The sequence below is a fragment of the Actinoplanes sp. NPDC048988 genome (genome assembly GCF_043197815.1).
Taxonomy (GTDB): Bacteria; Actinomycetota; Actinomycetes; order Mycobacteriales; family Micromonosporaceae; genus Actinoplanes.
The window spans coordinates 195,055-210,602 of sequence record NZ_JBICTW010000011.1; the positions used below are offsets into that span (position 1 = coordinate 195,055).

A 15,548-nucleotide genomic window follows, 5' to 3' on the forward strand; every position below is an offset into this window, starting at 1 on the left:
ACCCTTCGTGCAGTAATCACCGACGTCAATGGAGTGTGATCGTGCGCCGACTACTGCTCCTGCTCACCCTGCTGACCGCCGCACTTCTTCCAGGCCTTCCCGCGTACGCCTCGACACCGTTCCGACCGATCGTCTTCGTGCACGGCAGCGCCGGCTCCGCCGCCCAGTTCGAGACCCAGGCCAAGCGGCTCGCCGCCAACGGCTACCCCATCGCGGTCATCGAAGCCCACGAGTACGACTCCCCCAACATCGCCACGATCCTGCCCGCGGTCTACACCGGACTCGACGCCCGGATCAGCCGCCTGCTCGCCGACACCGGCGCCGACCGGGTCGACCTCATCGCCCACTCGCTCGGCACGTTCGTCTCCCAGGGCTACCTGAACTCCTCACCGGCCCGCGCCGCGCGCGTCGCGCACTACGTCAACCTCGACGGACGTACGGCCGCGGCCCCACCCGGCGGCGTCGACACCCTCGCCATCTGGGGCGAGGGCGACCCCGCCCGCACGATCACCGGCGCCCGCAACGTGTCCCTGCCGGATCAGTCCCACACGCAGACCGTCTCGTCGGCGGAGTCGTTCCGGGCGGTCTACTCGTTCCTGCGCGGCGCCCAACCCCGTACCACCACCCTGACCCCGACGCCCGTCGCCCAGGTCTCCGGCCGCGCCGTGATCTTCCCCAGCAACGTCGGCTCCGGCGGCACCGTGCGGATCTACGACGTCACCCTCGGCCGCTCCCTGAAGCGAACGGTCACGGTCGCCGACGACGGCTCGTTCGGGCCGGTGCCCCTCTCACCCTTCGCCCGGTACGAGTTCACCCTGGTCCGCCCCGGCACACCCGACCACCACTTCTACTTCCAGCCGTTCCTGCGCTCCGACTCCTTCGTACGGCTGCTGGCCGGCCGTCCCGGCGAAGGCGTCGGCGCCCTCATCGAAACCTCGCCCGCGCACACCGCCCTGACCCTCAACCGGCAGAAGGAGTGGTGGGCGTCGGCCGACAAGCTCTACATCAACGGCCGGCAGATCCTCAACGAGGCCAACGCCCCACGGTCGAAGCGGGTCATCGGCGTCTTCGCCTTCGACAAGAACAGCGACCGCGTCACCGACCTGAGCGCACCCCTGCCCGACATCTTCGCCCAGACGTTCCTGACCGGCATGGACGTCTACATCCCGTCAGGTTCGGCCGTCTCGGTGGTGGTGGCCCATCGCGGCGGCGGCTGGGAGTCGACGATCCTGCCCGCCTGGCCCTCCGACCGGCACCGCGTCACCGTGAACGTCAACGACTACTGATCAGCACTCGATCACGTTGACGGCCAGCCCACCCCGCGCCGTCTCCTTGTACTTGATCTTCATGTCGGCCCCCGTCTCCTTCATGGTCTTGATGACCTTGTCGAGGGAGACGTGGTGCCGCCCATCACCCCGCAGCGCCATCCGCGCCGCGGTGACCGCCTTGACCGCGGCCATCCCGTTGCGCTCGATGCACGGAATCTGCACCAGCCCACCCACCGGATCACAGGTCAGCCCCAGGTTGTGCTCCATGCCGATCTCGGCCGCGTTCTCCACCTGCTCCGGCGTGCCACCCAGCACCTCGGTCAGCCCCGCCGCCGCCATCGCACAGGCCGACCCGACCTCCCCCTGGCAGCCCACCTCGGCCCCCGAGATGGAGGCGTTCTCCTTGAACAGCATCCCCACGGCCCCGGCCGCCAACAGGAACCGCACGACGCCGTCCTCGTCGGCGCCCGGCACAAAGTCGAGGTAGTACCGCAGAACCGCCGGAATGATCCCCGCCGCCCCGTTGGTGGGAGCGGTCACCACACGCCCACCGGCCGCGTTCTCCTCATTGACCGCCATGGCGTACGCCGTAAGCCACTCCATCGCATGCTCGGCCGGCCGCCCCGCCGCCCTCAGCTGCCGCGCGGTCGCCGCCGCCCGCCGGCGCACCTTGAGCCCACCCGGCAGAATCCCCTCAGCGCCGAGCCCGGCGTCCACACATTCGCGCATGACAGCCCAGATACCGAGCAGCCCCGCACGGACCTCAGCCTCCGGCCGCCACACCGTCTCGTTGGCCATCATCAGCCGCGAGATCGACCACCCGGTCTCCCGCACGAGCGCGAGCAACTCACCCCCGCTGGCGAACGCATAGGGCAGAGCGGTGTCATCGGCCCGCACCCCACCGCTGGCCTCGTCGATGACAAAGCCACCACCCACCGAGAAGTACGTCTTGGCGAACAGCTCCGCCCCATCGCCATCCAGGGCAGTGAACGTCATCCCGTTCGGATGCCCCGCCAACGCCCGCCGCCGATGCAAAACCACCTCAACCGCAACTTCACACCCGCCACCATCCCCGCTTCCCGCCGCGCCGCTTCCGGCCGCGCCGCTTTTGGCCGCGCTGTTGGCAGCCGCGCTGTTGGCAGCCGCGCTGTTGGCAGCCGCGCTGTTGGCGGCGCTCAGGAGCAGGAGCCGGCCCGTGGCGTGGATGTGCGCGGCCCGAGCGTCGGCGCTCGCCACGTCGACCGCCTCGGGCGTCTCGCCTTCGAGGCCGAGCAGCACCGCCTTGGGCGTGCCGTGCCCGTGCCCGGTAGCACCGAGCGAGCCGAACAACTCCGCCCGCACGAGGGCGGTCCGCCCGATCAGCCCACTGGCGGCCAGCCGCAGCGCGAACATGCGGGCCGCGCGCATCGGGCCCACCGTGTGCGAGCTGGACGGCCCGATGCCCACGGAGAAGAGGTCGAACACAGAGACAGCCATGACGGCGTGAGGCTCCTCATCGAGGTCGGCCTCCCCCGCTCTGTCATGGGTGCCTGAGAGCTTCACCGCCCGCGAACGGGACGGCTTGCACCGTGGGCGCAGAACGCCGGCCGCGTCCTGACTTTCCAGAGTCGCCTGACCGCCGCGGTACCGGGGCCTGAGAGATTCTGAGGGAGAAGTTGCTCCTTCGGCGCCCCGCCAGCGCGGGAACTCTCCCGCAGCGGTTCGAACAGCGATGTTCGGTTGTGTCCCCCAAAGCTATCCGCCCCGCTCACCAAGGGTCAAGAACGCCCAGCTGAACGCCACCCGGGCTCTCAGCAGCCACCGCCTACGACATCCGCCGCACCAGCCGAGCACTGATGGCGCAATCAGCCCAGCCAAGCGGCCCGACTCGGGTCATGCCACTTCCGCCAGCATCCACCGATCGAGCGCCCCGCCTTTGCTCAGCACCGCCGCCCGCCTCGCCACCTGTGCTCGAAGGCGCCGCGTGTTTGAAGGCCGTCGCCCGCCACCCTGTGCTCGAAAGCCGCCGTCCGCTTGAAGGCCGTCGCCCGCTGCCCTCGGCTCGAGGGCCGCCGCCCGCTGCTCGGGCCCCTGCCCCTCCGCCCCATCCCTGTCCCGCAGGCAGCAGTTCGCCGCTTCGTGAGCGTCCCCGGGATGCGCTCGGGCGCACACGCCGGAGGGCATCCTAGGAACCTGGGTCACTTCGGATCAGGCTTCTGGCGGTAACCCGGACCCGCGGCAGCGACGGATGGGCCAGCGGAAGGGATGGGCCAGCGGCAGAGCGAAGGCGTCGGGCAGAAGGGCGCAACGCGAAACGGAAGAAGGCGGCGCGGAGCAGAAGCCGGAACGGGAGACGGCGGCGTGGAGCGGAAGGCGGAACGGGAGACGGCGGCGCGGGACGGAAGACATGGCGGCCGGCTCGATCGGGGATCGGGCCGGCCGCGCGGGACAAACGGGACCTCGGTCAGGCGGTGGTGCAATAGGTGGACTGCTTGCCGATCACCTTGTAGGGGCAGTCGGCGACCTCGGCCAGGAGCAGGGCCGCCTCCCTGTTGCGGGTCGTCTCCCGGGTGATGACGCTGGCCGGCGGGTAGAAGCCGCCGGCGGAGGCGCTGGTCGGGTACATCTCGAAGGTGTAGGCGAAGATCTTGTGGGTTCCCCACAGCCAGTCCAGCAGGTCGCCGTCCGTGACGTAGAGGTCGCTCGACTGTTCGGGCGTGTAGCGGTTGGTCGCCGCCATCTGGCGGCCGAACGTCGCGAACGTGTTGTTGTCGTCGGCCGTCATGCCTGTCGTCGTGTTGGCCGTGGTGTGGCCGAAGGGCCAGAGGACCAGTTCCGAGTACGTGTGGAAGTCCATCGCCGCGCGGATCTGCTGGCGGCCGCCCACCACTCGGCTGTTCACGAAGTCGCGGATCGCCCTGGTCTCCGGGGTCGAGAAGGCCGACGGGCCCCGGTACGTCAGCGACGACGGCGTACCCGAGGAACCGCCGCAGCAGCCCCACTTGTAGCCGTAGTTGCGGTTGGGGTCGGTGCCGACCGCCGACGAGCCGCTGTTGGGCTGGCGGTTCTTGCGCCACGAGCGGTAGCTGCCGGTCGCGATGTCGTATTCGGCGCCGTCCGGGTTGACCGAGGGCACGATCCAGATCTCGCGCGAGTTCACGATGTTGCGGATGCGGGTGTCCGAGGCGTACGACGACGTGAACAGTTTCAGCAGGTAGACCGCCATCTCCACGGTCAGGTGCTCGCGGGCGTGATGGTTGGCGTCGTACAGGACCTCCGGTTCCGCCTCGTCCGTACCGACGTTGTCGGAGATCTTCACGGCCACGATGTCGCGGTTCTCGTACGACTTGCCGATGACCCGCTTGCTGGCGATCGCCGGATAGGCGGCCACCGCCTGGTTCACCTCGGCGATCATCTCGCTGTAGTTGTGGTAGGGCGCGTCCGAGGGCGGGAAGTCCAGGGTTGTCAGCACCGGCTGCACGGTGAAGCCCTGCCGCTGGAGTTCGCGCACCTCACGGCCGGTCGCCGTGATCTCGGCGACGCCGTGCTGGATGGCGTCGACGGCGGCGCCGGTGCGGGCGATCGCGTTGCGCTGGGCCGCGGTCCGTACGTCGTACACCTCGAACTGCCCGGGGATCTCGGAGCCGGACGGGGCGGCCGAGACCGGCCCGGCGACGAGGAAGGCCGAGCCGAGCAGCACGAGCGCTGTCAGGAAGCCAAAGCGTCGTCTCATGCCTGTCAGCCCACCATCAGACATCGATTGACAGCAATGTCTACGGACATGCCAATCGATCCCTCTCCACCACGTGATGGTTAGGGTGATCAGGTGACGATGCTGCTCATGACATGTTCGTCTCGTTCGGCGCCGACGCGTTCGCGGCGCGCTCCCGGTGGGAACTCGGCGCGACCGGCGAGACGGTCCGGACCCGTACGGACCCGGCCACCACCGGCCTCACCCCGCAGGAGCGCCAGATCGCCCGGCGCGCCCGCGACGGCCAGACGAACGCGGAGATCGGCGCCGAGCTGTTCCTGAGTTCCCGTACGGTCGAACGGCACCTCCGCAAGATCTTCGGCAAGCTCGGCATCGCCGGCCGCCGCGAGCTAAAAGATGTCATCCAGTTCGGCCAATGCGTCCGCCGGCAGCTCGAGCGACGCCGCCGCCATGTTCTCGCGCAGGTGGGCGACCGAGGACGTGCCCGGGATGAGCAGGATGTTCGGCGCCTGGTGAAGCAGCCAGGCCAGGGCGACCGGGTTCCGCTTCTGCCCGAGCCGCGCCGCCACCCGGTCGAGCACCCCCGATTGCAGCGGGCTGAAGCCGCCCAGGGGCCAGAACGGAACGTACGAGATGCCCTGCTCGCCGAGGGTGGCGATCAGCTTCTCGTCGCCGCGGTGCGCGACGTTGTACCAGTTCTGCACGGTGACGACGGGCGCGATGTCCTGGGCCTCGGCCACCTGGGCCTCGTCGACGACGGACAGCCCCAGGTGCCGGATCAGGCCCGCGCGGCGCAGGTCGGCCAGCGCCCCGAACTCCTCGGCGATCGAGCCCGGCACCGGCGAGTGGCCGTCGGGGCCGCCGCCCACGCGCAGGTTGACCACGTCAAGGGCCTCGACACCGAGGGTGCGCAGGTTCGACTGCACCTGTTCGCGCAACTGGGAGGGCCGGCGGGCGTGCAACCAGGCACCGTCCTCGCCGCGCACCGAGCCGACCTTGGTGACGATCCGCAGACCGTCCGGGTACGGTGAGAGGGCTTCCCGGATCAGCTCGTTGGTGATGTGCGGGCCGTAGAAGTCGGCGGTGTCGATGTGGTCGACGCCCAGCTCGACCGCCGTCCGCAGCACGGCGATCGCCTCGTCGTGGTCGCGCGGCGGGCCGAAGACACCCGGACCGGCGAGCTGCATCGCTCCGTACCCCATGCGGTTGACCTCGAATGCGTTCATGGGGACCAGCTTGGCCTCGGGCCGGCCGGGCAATGAGAGCTCTGGCCATCCTAGGACCAGCAGGACCAGGGAAGCGGCGGGCCGGGCGTCTACCGTCGAGGCATGAGCGGCGACAATCTGATCGGCGACTTCCTCCGGGCCCGGCGGGCCCAGGTGCGCCCCGAGGACGTGGATCTGCACGTGACCGGCGTGCGCCGGGTGGCCGGGCTGCGCCGCGAGGAGGTCGCGATGCTGGCCGGGGTGAGCAGCGACTACTACCTGCGGCTCGAGCAGGGCCGCGACCGCAACCCGTCGATCCAGGTCCTCGAAAGCCTGGCCCGGGTGCTGCGGCTCGACGACGACGCCACCGACTACCTGATCGGCCTCGCGGCGCCGAAACCGAAACGCCGCCGGCGCCCGCGCCGCGAGGTCGTGCCGGCCGGCATCCGGGAGCTGCTGGGCACGCTGCCCGTGCCGGCCTTCGTCGAGGGCCGCTACTTCGACGTCCTCGCCGCGAACGACCTGGCCGTCGCCCTCTCCCCCCGGATGCGGGCCGGCGAGAACAGAATCCGGGCTGTCTTCCTCGACCCGGCCGAGCGGGCTCTGTTCCCCGGCTGGGACGAGGCCACGGCCATGCTCGTGGCCGCGTTCCGCGAGTCGGTCGGCACGGACACCGACGATCCGCGCTTCGTCGAACTGGTCGGCGAACTCTCCCTCGGCAGCGACCGGTTCCGGCAGCTCTGGGCCCGGCACGACGTGCACACCCGCGAGGGATCCACGACCGAAATCGATCACCCGCAGATCGGCCGCCTGACGCTGCGCCGCGAGAAACTGATCATCGCTGGGGCCACCGATCAGGTCCTGGCCGTCTACCACGCCACGCCGGGCAGCCCGAGCGCCGAGAAACTGGCCCTGCTGGCGTCGTCAACGCTCACCCGGCGCGAGAGCACCGGAAAGGTCCCGGCGTGAGGCCTTACTTGTCTCCGAGCAGGCGTGTGGCGAGCACCGCGGCCTGGGTGCGGCGTTCGAGGCCGAGCTTGGCCAGCATGCTCGACACGTAGTTCTTCACCGTTTTCTCGGCCAGGAACATGCGGGAGGCGATCTCACGGTTGGTCAGCCCCTGCGCCACGAACTCGAGGATCTTGCGTTCCTGGTCGGTCAGGCCGGCCAGCTCGCGCGGCTGCTCGACGCCGTTGCGGATGCGCTCGAGGACCCGCTGGGTGACGGCCGGGTCGAGCAGCGACTGCCCGGCCGCGACGCGGCGCACGGCGTCGACCAGGTCGGTGCCGCGGATCTCTTTCAGCACGTAACCGGACGCGCCGGCCATGATGGCGGCGAACAGGGCCTCGTCATCCTCGTACGACGTCAGGATCAGGCCTTTGATCGACGAGTCGACCGCCCGGACGTCGCGGCACACGTCGATGCCGTTGCCGTCGGGCAGCCGCGCGTCGAGCACGGCCACGTCCGGGCGCAGCGCCGGGATGCGGCGGGCGGCCTCCTGAGCGGACCCGGACTCGCCGACCACCTCGATGTCACCGCCGGCCTGCAGGAGGTCGATGAGGCCACGGCGGACGACCTCATGGTCGTCGAGAAGGAAGACTCGGATCACACTTCATTCCTACCGTGCCGCCCCGTGACACACCAAGGGCCTTAGGACCCTAGTCTGACCGTCATGGCCGAGAGCACCCCTGACCTGCCGTCCCTCGGGCTTCGCCCACTTTCCCGCGTACGGCTGGACGAGCTCCTGAAGGAGATGCTGGACCGCGTCGGCGAGGTGATGACCAGCCGCGAGCGCCTGCGCGCCCTGCTCGACGCGGTGGTCGGCATCGGCACCGACCTCGATCTGCGCAGCACCCTGCAGCGCATCGTCGAGTCGGCCTGCGCCCTGGCCGGCGCCCGCTACGGCGCGCTCGGCGTGCTCAACGCCGACCGGTCGGGCCTGTCCGACTTCATCACCCACGGCATCGACCCGGTGACGCACGCCGCGATCGGCGACCTGCCGCACGGCCGCGGTGTCCTCGGCCTGCTGATCACCGACCCGCATCCGGTGCGGCTTCCGGACATCACCCGGCATCCGAACTCGTACGGTTTCCCGCCGCACCATCCGCCGATGCACAGCTTCCTGGGCGTGCCCGTGCGTACCCGGGACCAGATCTTCGGAAATCTCTATCTGGCCGAGAAGCAGGGCGCCGAGCAGTTCTCCGACGACGACGAGGAGATCGTCGTCGCGCTCGCCGCCGCCGCCGGCGTGGCCATCGACAACGCCCGCCTGTTCGCCCTGGCCCGCCGCCGCGAACGCTGGCTGGCGGCGGCCGCCGAGATCACCGGTGTGCTGCTCGGCACGGTCCGCCGCACCGAGGCCCTGCGCCTGATCGCGCGCCGCGCCCGCGAGGTGGCCGACACCGAGCTGGCGATGGTCCTGCTCTACGACGAGCAGGCGGCCCGCTACACCATCGAGGCCGCCGACGGCCGGAGCCCGGACTGCCGGAGCCTGGAGGGCCGCGCGGTGGCGGCCGACCTGTCGGGCCACGACACGATCGCCGATCTGGCCGTCGCCGCCGACTGGCCCGGCCCGGTCCCGTCGGGCCCGGCCCTGGCCGCCCCGCTGGCCGCCGCGGGTTCCCGCCGGGGTGTCCTGATCGTGACTCAGCCCGCCGACCGGGCCCCCGACGCCGAGGACGCGGTCCTGCTCTCGACCTTCGCCGGTCAGGCCGTGCTGGCCCTGGACCGGGCCCGGGCCCAGGAGGAACGCGAGCAGCTGGTGGTCCTGGAGGACCGCGAGCGCATCGCCCGCGATCTGCACGACGTGGTCATCCAGCGCCTGTTCGCCACCGGCATGCAGTTGCAGGGTGCGGTGGCGCACGCCGGCCGCCCCGAGGCCGTGAGGCGCATCAACGCCGCCGTGGACGACCTGGACGCCACCATCCGCGACATCCGCCGCTCGATCTTCGAGCTGCGGGCCCCCGCCGGCCCCTCCCTGCGCACGGAGATCAACACGACGGTCCAGGAGGCGGCCGAGACCCTGGGCTTCCGCCCGGTGCTGGACACGACGGGCCCGGTCGACAGCGCCGTCCCCGACGACGTGGTCCCCGAGCTTCTGGCCGTGCTGCGCGAGGCTCTGGCCAACGTGGCCCGCCACGCCCAGGCCACCAGTTGCCGGGTCTCCCTGCGCGCCACCGGCGACGAGGTGATCCTGCAGATCGAGGACGACGGCATCGGCTTCGACCCGGCCCTGGCCCGGGGCGGCCTGGCCAACATGTCCGACCGGGCCCAGGACCTGTCGGGTTCGTTCGAGGTGACCGGCGCCCCGTCCGGCACCGGCTCCCTGCTGACCTGGCGCGCCCCGCTGTAGGAGGCCCGGTCAGGCGGGCTCGCGGACGCCGCCCTCGTCACCGTCGTCGGGCATCGGTTCGACGGGCGCTTCCGGCAGGTCCTCCGGCGCGTCCGGCAGCAACTCGCCGGGGTCGTCGGGCACGGGCTCCCCCGGGTCGATGGGCGGGTAGTCGTCGGGATTGAGATCCGGCTGCGTCATGGGCCTCTGGTACCCCGGCGGCGGTTCTCCTTACACCGGTCTCCTCACACCGGCAGCGGCATCGGGGCTTCGGCGGCGGCCAGGTCGATCACGCGGTCGACCTGGGTGGCTATGTCGGTGCGGTGGGTGATCAGGAGGACCGAGCGGTCGCCGGCGGCGGTCAGCAGGTCGTGGGTGAGGGCGGCCGCGGTCTCGTCGTCGAGGTGTTCGGTGGGCTCGTCGAGGATCAGCACGCGGAAGTCGGCCAGCAGGGCCCGGGCCAGGGCCAGGCGACGGCGCTGCCCGCCGGACAGGGCCAGGCCGTGCTCGCCGACGAAGGTCTCCACACCGTCGGGCAGGGTGTCCACCCAGTCGAGCAGGCGGGCGCGGGCCAGGGCCGCCCGCAGATCGGCCTCGGTGGCGGCCGGGCGGCCGACGCGCAGGTTGGCCGAGATCGTGGTGTCGAACAGGTAGGCGTCCTCGGGCAGGTAGCCCACGACGCGCCGCACCTCGTCCGGGTCGAGGTTCCGCAGGTCGAGGCCGTCGAGCGTGATCCGCCCGGCCGTGGGGTCGAGGAAGCGGACCAGCAGCGCGGCGATCGTGCTCTTGCCGGAGCCGCTGGGGCCGACCAGCGCCACTCGGGCTCCGGCGGGCAGGTCGAAGCTGACATCCCGTACAGCGGTCCGGCCGCGCACCCAAGAGGCGCTGACGCCCTGGACGCTGATCGCGGGTGGCGTGGCGGCGGAGGGCAGGTGGACGGGGGCATCCGGGACGGTGATGGGGTCGGGGGCACTGAGGATCTCGGCCAGCCGGGTCAGCGCGGCCCGGGCGGCGGCGAAGCGCTGGGCGGCGACCGGCAGACCGGCGACCGACTCGTAGACGGCGAGGGGCGTCAGGACGACAACGGCGAGCAGTTCGCCGTGCAGGCTGCCGGAGCGGACGGCCACGGCGCCGGCGGCCAGGCCGACGATCAGGCTCAGGCCGGTGGCCAGGGCCGTCACCGCGGCCGAGGCGCCGGCGGCGGCGGAGGAGCGCTGCTCCGCCCGGCGCAGGCGGGTGTCGGCCTCGGTCAGGCGGGCCAGCTGGGCGGGTGTGGCGCCGTACGCGATCAGGTCCGGCAGGCCGTGCAGCAGGTCGACGGTGGCGGTGGCCAGGTCGCCGCGCAGGGGCGCGAGGCGGCCGTCGGCGCGGCGGGCGGCGGCGGACTGGAGCAGGGGTACGCCGACGGCCACGGCCAGCAGGCCGAGGGCGAGCGCCGCTCCGGCGACCGGGGACAGCGCGCCGACGAGCAGGACCGAACCGAGGCCGACGACGGCCGCGACCGTGTACGGCAGGACGACCCGGACGAGCATGTCGAGCACCGCGTCGACGTCGGCCGCGAGGCGGTGGGCCAGGTCGGCGCCACGGAAGCGGGCCGTGCCGGCGGGGGCGAGCGCGGCCAGCCGGTCGAACAGGCGCACGCGCAGCCGGCCCAGCACGCGCAGGGCGGCGTCGTGGCCGGCGAGGCGTTCGGCGTACCGGAAGACGCCCCGGCCGATGCCGAAGGCCCGGACCGCGACGATGGCCACCATCAGGTGCAGCACCGGCGGGTGCAGGGCGGCCCGCGAGATCAGCCAGGCCGAGGTGGCCATCAGGCCGACCGCGGCCCCGGCCGCGCCCACGCCGGCCAGCACCGCCAGCAGCAGCCCGGGCGCGGCCGGCCGCGAGGCGGTGCGGAGCAGCTTGAACCAGGTCATAGGACACCGTCCGAGGTGAGCCGCGCCGCGCCCGTGATGAGCCGGGTGTTGCCGGAGGTGTAGCCCGCGGCCGGCGCGGTGGCGGTGGCCAGGGCGCCGGCCGGGATGAGGTCGATGACGCGGTCGGCCAGGGCGATCAGCTCGGGCCGGTGGGCCGCGATCAGGACCGTGCGGCCGTGGGCCAGACGGCGGATGGCGGTCATGACCTCATCGGCGGTGGCCGTGTCGAGGTTGGCCGTGGGCTCGTCGAGCAGCACGATCGGCGCGTCCCGGAGGAAGGCCCGGGCCAGGGCGATCCGCTGGCGCTGCCCGGCCGACAGCCCCGTGCCGTCGTCGCCCAGGACCGTGTCGTAGCCCCGCGGCAGCCCGAGGATGAAGTCGTGGGCCCCGGCGCTGCGGGCCGCGGCGACGACGTCGGCGCCCGGGCCGGCGCCGAGCGCGATGTTGTCGCGTACGGTTCCGGCGAACAGGTGTGGCCGCTGCGGCACCCAGGCGATCCGCGAGCGCCACCCGGCCGGGTCCACCGACGTCAGGTCGGCGCCGCCGACCGTCACCCGGCCCGCGCCGGGGGTGGCGAAGCCGAGCAGCACGTTCAGCGCCGTGGACTTGCCGCAGCCGCTGGGGCCGGTCAGCGCCACGATCTCGCCCGGCTCGATGACCGCGTCGAGCCGCAGCGCGTCGCTGTCGCGGTACCGGACGACGACGTCCTCGAAGGCGATCGGGCCCTCCGGCGCGGGCGCCGTGGCGGGCGGGGCGACCGGGCTGTCGAGGATCTCGAAGGCGTCCGCGGCGGCGGCCAGGCCCTCGGCGCTGGCGTGGTAGTTGGCGCCGACCTGGCGCAGCGGCAGGTACGCCTCGGGGGCCAGGATGAGCACGAGCAGGGCCGTGGCCAGGTCGAGGCGGCCGTCGACCAGGCGCAGGCCGATGCCGACCGCGACCAGCGCCACCGACAGGGTCGCCAGCAGTTCCAGGACCAGCGATGACAGGAACGCGATGCGCAGCGTCCGCATCGTCAGGCGCCGCTGGTCGTCGCTGATCCGGCGGATCGTGGCGGCCTGGGCGCGGGCCCGGCCGAACAGTTTCAGCGCCGGCAGGCCGGCGATCACGTCGAGGAAGTGGTGCGACAGCCGGGTGAGCAGCGTGAACTGCCTGCGGTTGGCGCTCTCGGTCTGCAGGCCGACCAGCGCCATGAAGACCGGGATGAGCGGCAGCGTCAGCACGATCGTCACGGTGGCGACCAGGTCGGCGGGCAGGATCCGGGCCAGCACGATCGCCGGGACGAGCCCGGCCAGGACGAGCTGCGGCAGGTAGCGGGCGAAGTACGCGTCGAGGGCGTCCAGGCCCCGGACGACCAGGGTGACCGCCGCCCCGGTGTCAGCCGTCCCGGGACGCTCGGCGAGGCGGCCGAGCAGGGCCCGGCGCAGCTCGCTCTTGACCGAGGCCGACGAGCGGGCCGCCACCGCCTCCTGCGCCCAGGAGACCGCGGCCCGGCCCGCGACGACCAGGGCCAGCCCGATCAGCGTGGCCCGCAGGTCGGCCAGGCCCGCGCCGTGCAGGAAGACCGCGGTGATCCCGTCGGCCAGCAGCGTCGCCTGGGCCACGATCAGCCCGGCCAGGGCGGCGCCCAGGACGACCGTGACCACCAGGTAGGCCCGGGTGGTCCGGGCGTACCTGAGCAGCCGCGGATCCAGCGGCTTCACGCCGGGATCTTTTCGACGGAGAGGCGCTTGCGGAACACCCAGTACGTCCAGCTCTGGTACAGCAGCACGAACGGGGTGCAGCCGACAGCGACCCAGGTCATGACCTTCAGGGTGTACGGCGAGGCCGACGCGTTCGTGACGGTCAAACTGTTGGCGTCGGCGATCGAGGACGGCATCACATTCGGGAACAGCGTCACGAACAGCGCGAACACCGCCAGCACCAGGGTGGCCGCGGTGGCCAGGAACGCCCAGCCCTCGCGCCGGGCCCGGATGGCCGGGATCGCGGCCAGCAGCGACACCGCGGCGGCGGCCATCAGGATCCAGCCGGCCACGTCGTGGTGGGCGATCGCCGTCCAGAGCAGGAACCCGGCCGCGACCACGACCGCCGGCCCGATCAGCCGGGCCGCCAGCCGGCCGGCCCGTTCCCGGATCTCGCCGTCGGTCTTGAGGGCCAGGAAGACCGCGCCGTGCAGCGTGAACAGCGCCAGCGTGGTCAGGCCGCCGACCAGGGCGTACGGGTTGAGCAGGTCGAAGAAGCCGCCGACGTATTCGTGGTCGGCGTCCAGCCGTACCCCGCGCACGATGTTGCCGAAGGCGACGCCCCACAGCACGGCCGGGATCCAGCTGCCGGCGATGATGCAGAGGTCCCAGCGGCGGCGCCAGCGGTCGTCGTCGCGCTTGCCCCGGTACTCGAAGGCGACCCCGCGGATGATCAGAGCGGCCAGGATGAGCAGCAACGGCAGGTAGAAGCCGGAGAACAGGGTGGCGTACCACTCGGGGAACGCGGCGAAGGTGGCGCCGCCGGCGACGATCAGCCACACCTCGTTGCCGTCCCAGACCGGGCCGATGGTGTTGATGAGCAGGCGGCGTTCGCGGTTGTCGCGGCCCAGCACGGGCAGCAGGATGCCGACGCCGAAGTCGAAGCCCTCGAGCAGGAAGTAGCCGGCCCACAGCAGCGCGATGAGCGCGAACCAGACAGTCGTGAGTTCCATCAGGGCCCCTACTAGTAGGCGAAAGCTAGTGGACGGTCGTCCTCGGAGGAGTCCGAGTCGGAAGGTGGTGGGATCTCGGGGGCGCCGGCCCGGGCGTACTTGAGGAAGAGCCCGGCCTCGACGACCGCGAGCACGCCGTACAGCGCGGTGAGCGTGATCAGTGAGGTCGCCGCCTCGCCGGTGCTGACCGACGGGGAGACGCTCTCGGACGTCTTGAACAGGCCGAACACCGTCCACGGCTGGCGGCCCATCTCGGTGAAGATCCAGCCGAACGAGTTCGCCGCGAGCGGCCCGCCGAACGAGAGGATGACGGCCAGCCACAACCACCGGTTCGTCGGTGTCCGGCCCTTGCGCATGGCCCAGAGCGCGGCCAGAGCGACCGCCATGGTGGCGATGCCGAAGCCCATCATCAGGCGGAACGACCAGTACGTGACGGGGATCGAGGGCGCGTACTCGCCGGGTCCGTACTTCTGTTCGTACTCGGCCCGCAGGTTGTCGATCCCCTCGACCTCGCCGTCGAAGGTGCCGGTGGCCAGGAACGAGAGCAGCGAGGGGATCCGTACGCTGTAAAGCTCCTCCTCGCCGTTGAGCGAGCCGATGGTGAAGATGGAGAAGCTGGCGGGCTGCGAGTTCTGGTACAGGGCCTCGGCGGCGGCCATTTTCATGGGCTGCTGCTCGGTCATGATGCGTGCCTGCTGGTCGCCGGTGATGAGCACGCCGACGCCGGCGATCAGCACGACCCAGGCGCCGAGCTTCAGGCTGGGCCGGAAGACGTCCACCTGGTTCTTGCGCTTGAGGTGCCAGGCGCTGACCGCCATGAGCACCGCGCCGCCGGTGAGGAAGCACGCGGTGATCGTGTGCGGGAACGTCACCAGGGTGGTCGAGTTGGTGAGCAGCTGCCAGATGCTGGTCAGCTCGGCCCGGCCGGTCTGCTCGTTCATCGTGTAGCCGACCGGGTGCTGCATCCACGAGTTGGCGGCCAGGATGAAGTACGCCGAGAGCAGCGTGCCGATCGCGGCGGCCCAGATGGTCGCGAGGTGCACCTTCTTGGGCAGCCGGTCCCAGCCGAAGATCCACAGGCCGAGGAACGTCGACTCGAGGAAGAAGGCCAGCAGGCCCTCGATGGCGAGCGGGGCGCCGAAGACGTCGCCGACGAAGCGGGAGTAGTCACTCCAGTTCATCCCGAACTGGAACTCCTGCACGATGCCGGTCACGACGCCGATCGCGAAGTTGATCAGGAAGAGCTTGCCCCAGAACTTGGTGGCCTTGAGGTAGTGCTCCTTACCCGTACGGACCCAGGCGGTCTGCAGGCCGGCGACGAGCACCGACATACCGATGGTGATCGGCACGAACAAGAAGTGGTACACGGTGGTGATGCCGAACTGCCATCGGGCAATGTCGAGCGTGTCCACGGGCTGGTCCTTTCCACGGATGCGTCGATCCTT

11 protein-coding genes, 2 pseudogenes and 1 riboswitch are annotated in these 15,548 nt (G+C 71.5%); of the genes and pseudogenes, 4 read left to right on the top strand and 9 right to left on the bottom strand.

From position 1 onward, the window contains the following. Window positions 1-41: 41 nt before the first annotated feature. Window positions 42-1,286, top strand: coding sequence for an alpha/beta fold hydrolase (locus ACGFJ7_RS30065; protein ID WP_392645063.1), 1,245 nt, complete (start codon window positions 42-44; stop codon window positions 1,284-1,286). Here the strand turns inward: ACGFJ7_RS30065 and ACGFJ7_RS30070 are convergent, their stop codons facing one another. Next, on the bottom strand, window positions 1,287-2,744 hold the full coding sequence (locus tag ACGFJ7_RS30070) for an L-serine ammonia-lyase (RefSeq protein WP_392645065.1): 1,458 nt from the start codon (window positions 2,742-2,744) through the stop codon (window positions 1,287-1,289). 135 nt (window positions 2,745-2,879) lie between these two features. Continuing rightward, window positions 2,880-2,972, bottom strand: a riboswitch (glycine riboswitch). 751 nt (window positions 2,973-3,723) lie between these two features. Further along, window positions 3,724-4,980: pseudogene (locus ACGFJ7_RS30075) on the bottom strand (M14 family metallopeptidase); the annotation flags it as partial. A 113-nt stretch (window positions 4,981-5,093) separates the two neighbouring features. Between ACGFJ7_RS30075 and ACGFJ7_RS30080 the strand changes: the two are divergent. Beyond that, window positions 5,094-5,291: pseudogene (locus tag ACGFJ7_RS30080) on the top strand (LuxR C-terminal-related transcriptional regulator); the annotation flags it as partial. Between the two features lie 57 nt (window positions 5,292-5,348). Here ACGFJ7_RS30080 and ACGFJ7_RS30085 read toward each other — a convergent pair. Then, window positions 5,349-6,185, bottom strand: coding sequence for an oxidoreductase (locus ACGFJ7_RS30085; protein ID WP_392645067.1), 837 nt, complete (start codon window positions 6,183-6,185; stop codon window positions 5,349-5,351). 102 nt (window positions 6,186-6,287) lie between these two features. On the opposite strand from ACGFJ7_RS30085, the gene ACGFJ7_RS30090 reads away from it, so the two are divergent. Next, on the top strand, window positions 6,288-7,133 hold the full coding sequence (locus ACGFJ7_RS30090; RefSeq protein ID WP_360259086.1) for a helix-turn-helix transcriptional regulator: 846 nt from the start codon (window positions 6,288-6,290) through the stop codon (window positions 7,131-7,133). A 4-nt stretch (window positions 7,134-7,137) separates the two neighbouring features. Here the strand turns inward: ACGFJ7_RS30090 and ACGFJ7_RS30095 are convergent, their stop codons facing one another. Then, complete coding sequence (locus ACGFJ7_RS30095) at window positions 7,138-7,773, bottom strand: response regulator transcription factor (RefSeq protein ID WP_097328517.1); 636 nt, start codon at window positions 7,771-7,773, stop codon at window positions 7,138-7,140. Between the two features lie 63 nt (window positions 7,774-7,836). Here ACGFJ7_RS30095 and ACGFJ7_RS30100 point away from each other — a divergent pair, with 63 nt between their 5' ends. Beyond that, window positions 7,837-9,516 carry a GAF domain-containing sensor histidine kinase gene (locus ACGFJ7_RS30100; RefSeq protein WP_360259089.1) on the top strand — a complete coding sequence of 560 codons (1,680 nt, stop codon included), beginning with the start codon at window positions 7,837-7,839 and terminating at the stop codon, window positions 9,514-9,516. A gap of 9 nt (window positions 9,517-9,525) precedes the next feature. Here ACGFJ7_RS30100 and ACGFJ7_RS30105 read toward each other — a convergent pair whose 3' ends face one another. From ACGFJ7_RS30105 to ACGFJ7_RS30125, 5 genes are read right to left on the bottom strand one after another with little or no spacing between them, the layout of a single operon-like run. Further along, on the bottom strand, window positions 9,526-9,696 hold the full coding sequence (locus ACGFJ7_RS30105) for a hypothetical protein (RefSeq protein ID WP_360259092.1): 171 nt from the start codon (window positions 9,694-9,696) through the stop codon (window positions 9,526-9,528). A gap of 44 nt (window positions 9,697-9,740) precedes the next feature. Beyond that, window positions 9,741-11,411, bottom strand: coding sequence for a thiol reductant ABC exporter subunit CydC (cydC, locus tag ACGFJ7_RS30110; protein WP_392645070.1), 1,671 nt, complete (start codon window positions 11,409-11,411; stop codon window positions 9,741-9,743). Continuing rightward, the gene (gene cydD / locus ACGFJ7_RS30115; protein WP_392645071.1) at window positions 11,408-13,111 is read right to left on the bottom strand and encodes a thiol reductant ABC exporter subunit CydD; all 1,704 of its coding nucleotides are present in this window, start codon (window positions 13,109-13,111) and stop codon (window positions 11,408-11,410) included. Before cydD ends, cydC begins: the two co-directional genes overlap by 4 nt. Then, window positions 13,108-14,103: a cytochrome d ubiquinol oxidase subunit II gene (gene cydB / locus ACGFJ7_RS30120; RefSeq protein ID WP_097328520.1), complete on the bottom strand. Its 996-nt coding sequence runs from the start codon at window positions 14,101-14,103 to the stop codon at window positions 13,108-13,110. Before cydB ends, cydD begins: the two co-directional genes overlap by 4 nt. An 11-nt stretch (window positions 14,104-14,114) precedes the next feature. Continuing rightward, window positions 14,115-15,515 carry a cytochrome ubiquinol oxidase subunit I gene (locus ACGFJ7_RS30125; protein WP_360259099.1) on the bottom strand — a complete coding sequence of 467 codons (1,401 nt, stop codon included), beginning with the start codon at window positions 15,513-15,515 and terminating at the stop codon, window positions 14,115-14,117. Between the last annotated feature and the right edge of the window lie 33 nt (window positions 15,516-15,548).

Excerpts from the sequence above, each read along its gene's own strand:
- ACGFJ7_RS30085 (WP_392645067.1), bottom strand. The coding sequence starts at position 6,185 with ATGAACGCATTCGAGGTCAACCGCATGGGGTACGGAGCGATGCAGCTC.
- ACGFJ7_RS30100 (WP_360259089.1), top strand. The coding sequence starts at position 7,837 with ATGGCCGAGAGCACCCCTGACCTGCCGTCCCTCGGGCTTCGCCCACTT.
- ACGFJ7_RS30070 (WP_392645065.1), bottom strand. The coding sequence starts at position 2,744 with ATGGCTGTCTCTGTGTTCGACCTCTTCTCCGTGGGCATCGGGCCGTCC.
- cydB (WP_097328520.1), bottom strand. The coding sequence starts at position 14,103 with ATGGAACTCACGACTGTCTGGTTCGCGCTCATCGCGCTGCTGTGGGCC.
- ACGFJ7_RS30105 (WP_360259092.1), bottom strand. The coding sequence starts at position 9,696 with ATGACGCAGCCGGATCTCAATCCCGACGACTACCCGCCCATCGACCCG.
- cydC (WP_392645070.1), bottom strand. The coding sequence starts at position 11,411 with ATGACCTGGTTCAAGCTGCTCCGCACCGCCTCGCGGCCGGCCGCGCCC.
- ACGFJ7_RS30090 (WP_360259086.1), top strand. The coding sequence starts at position 6,288 with ATGAGCGGCGACAATCTGATCGGCGACTTCCTCCGGGCCCGGCGGGCC.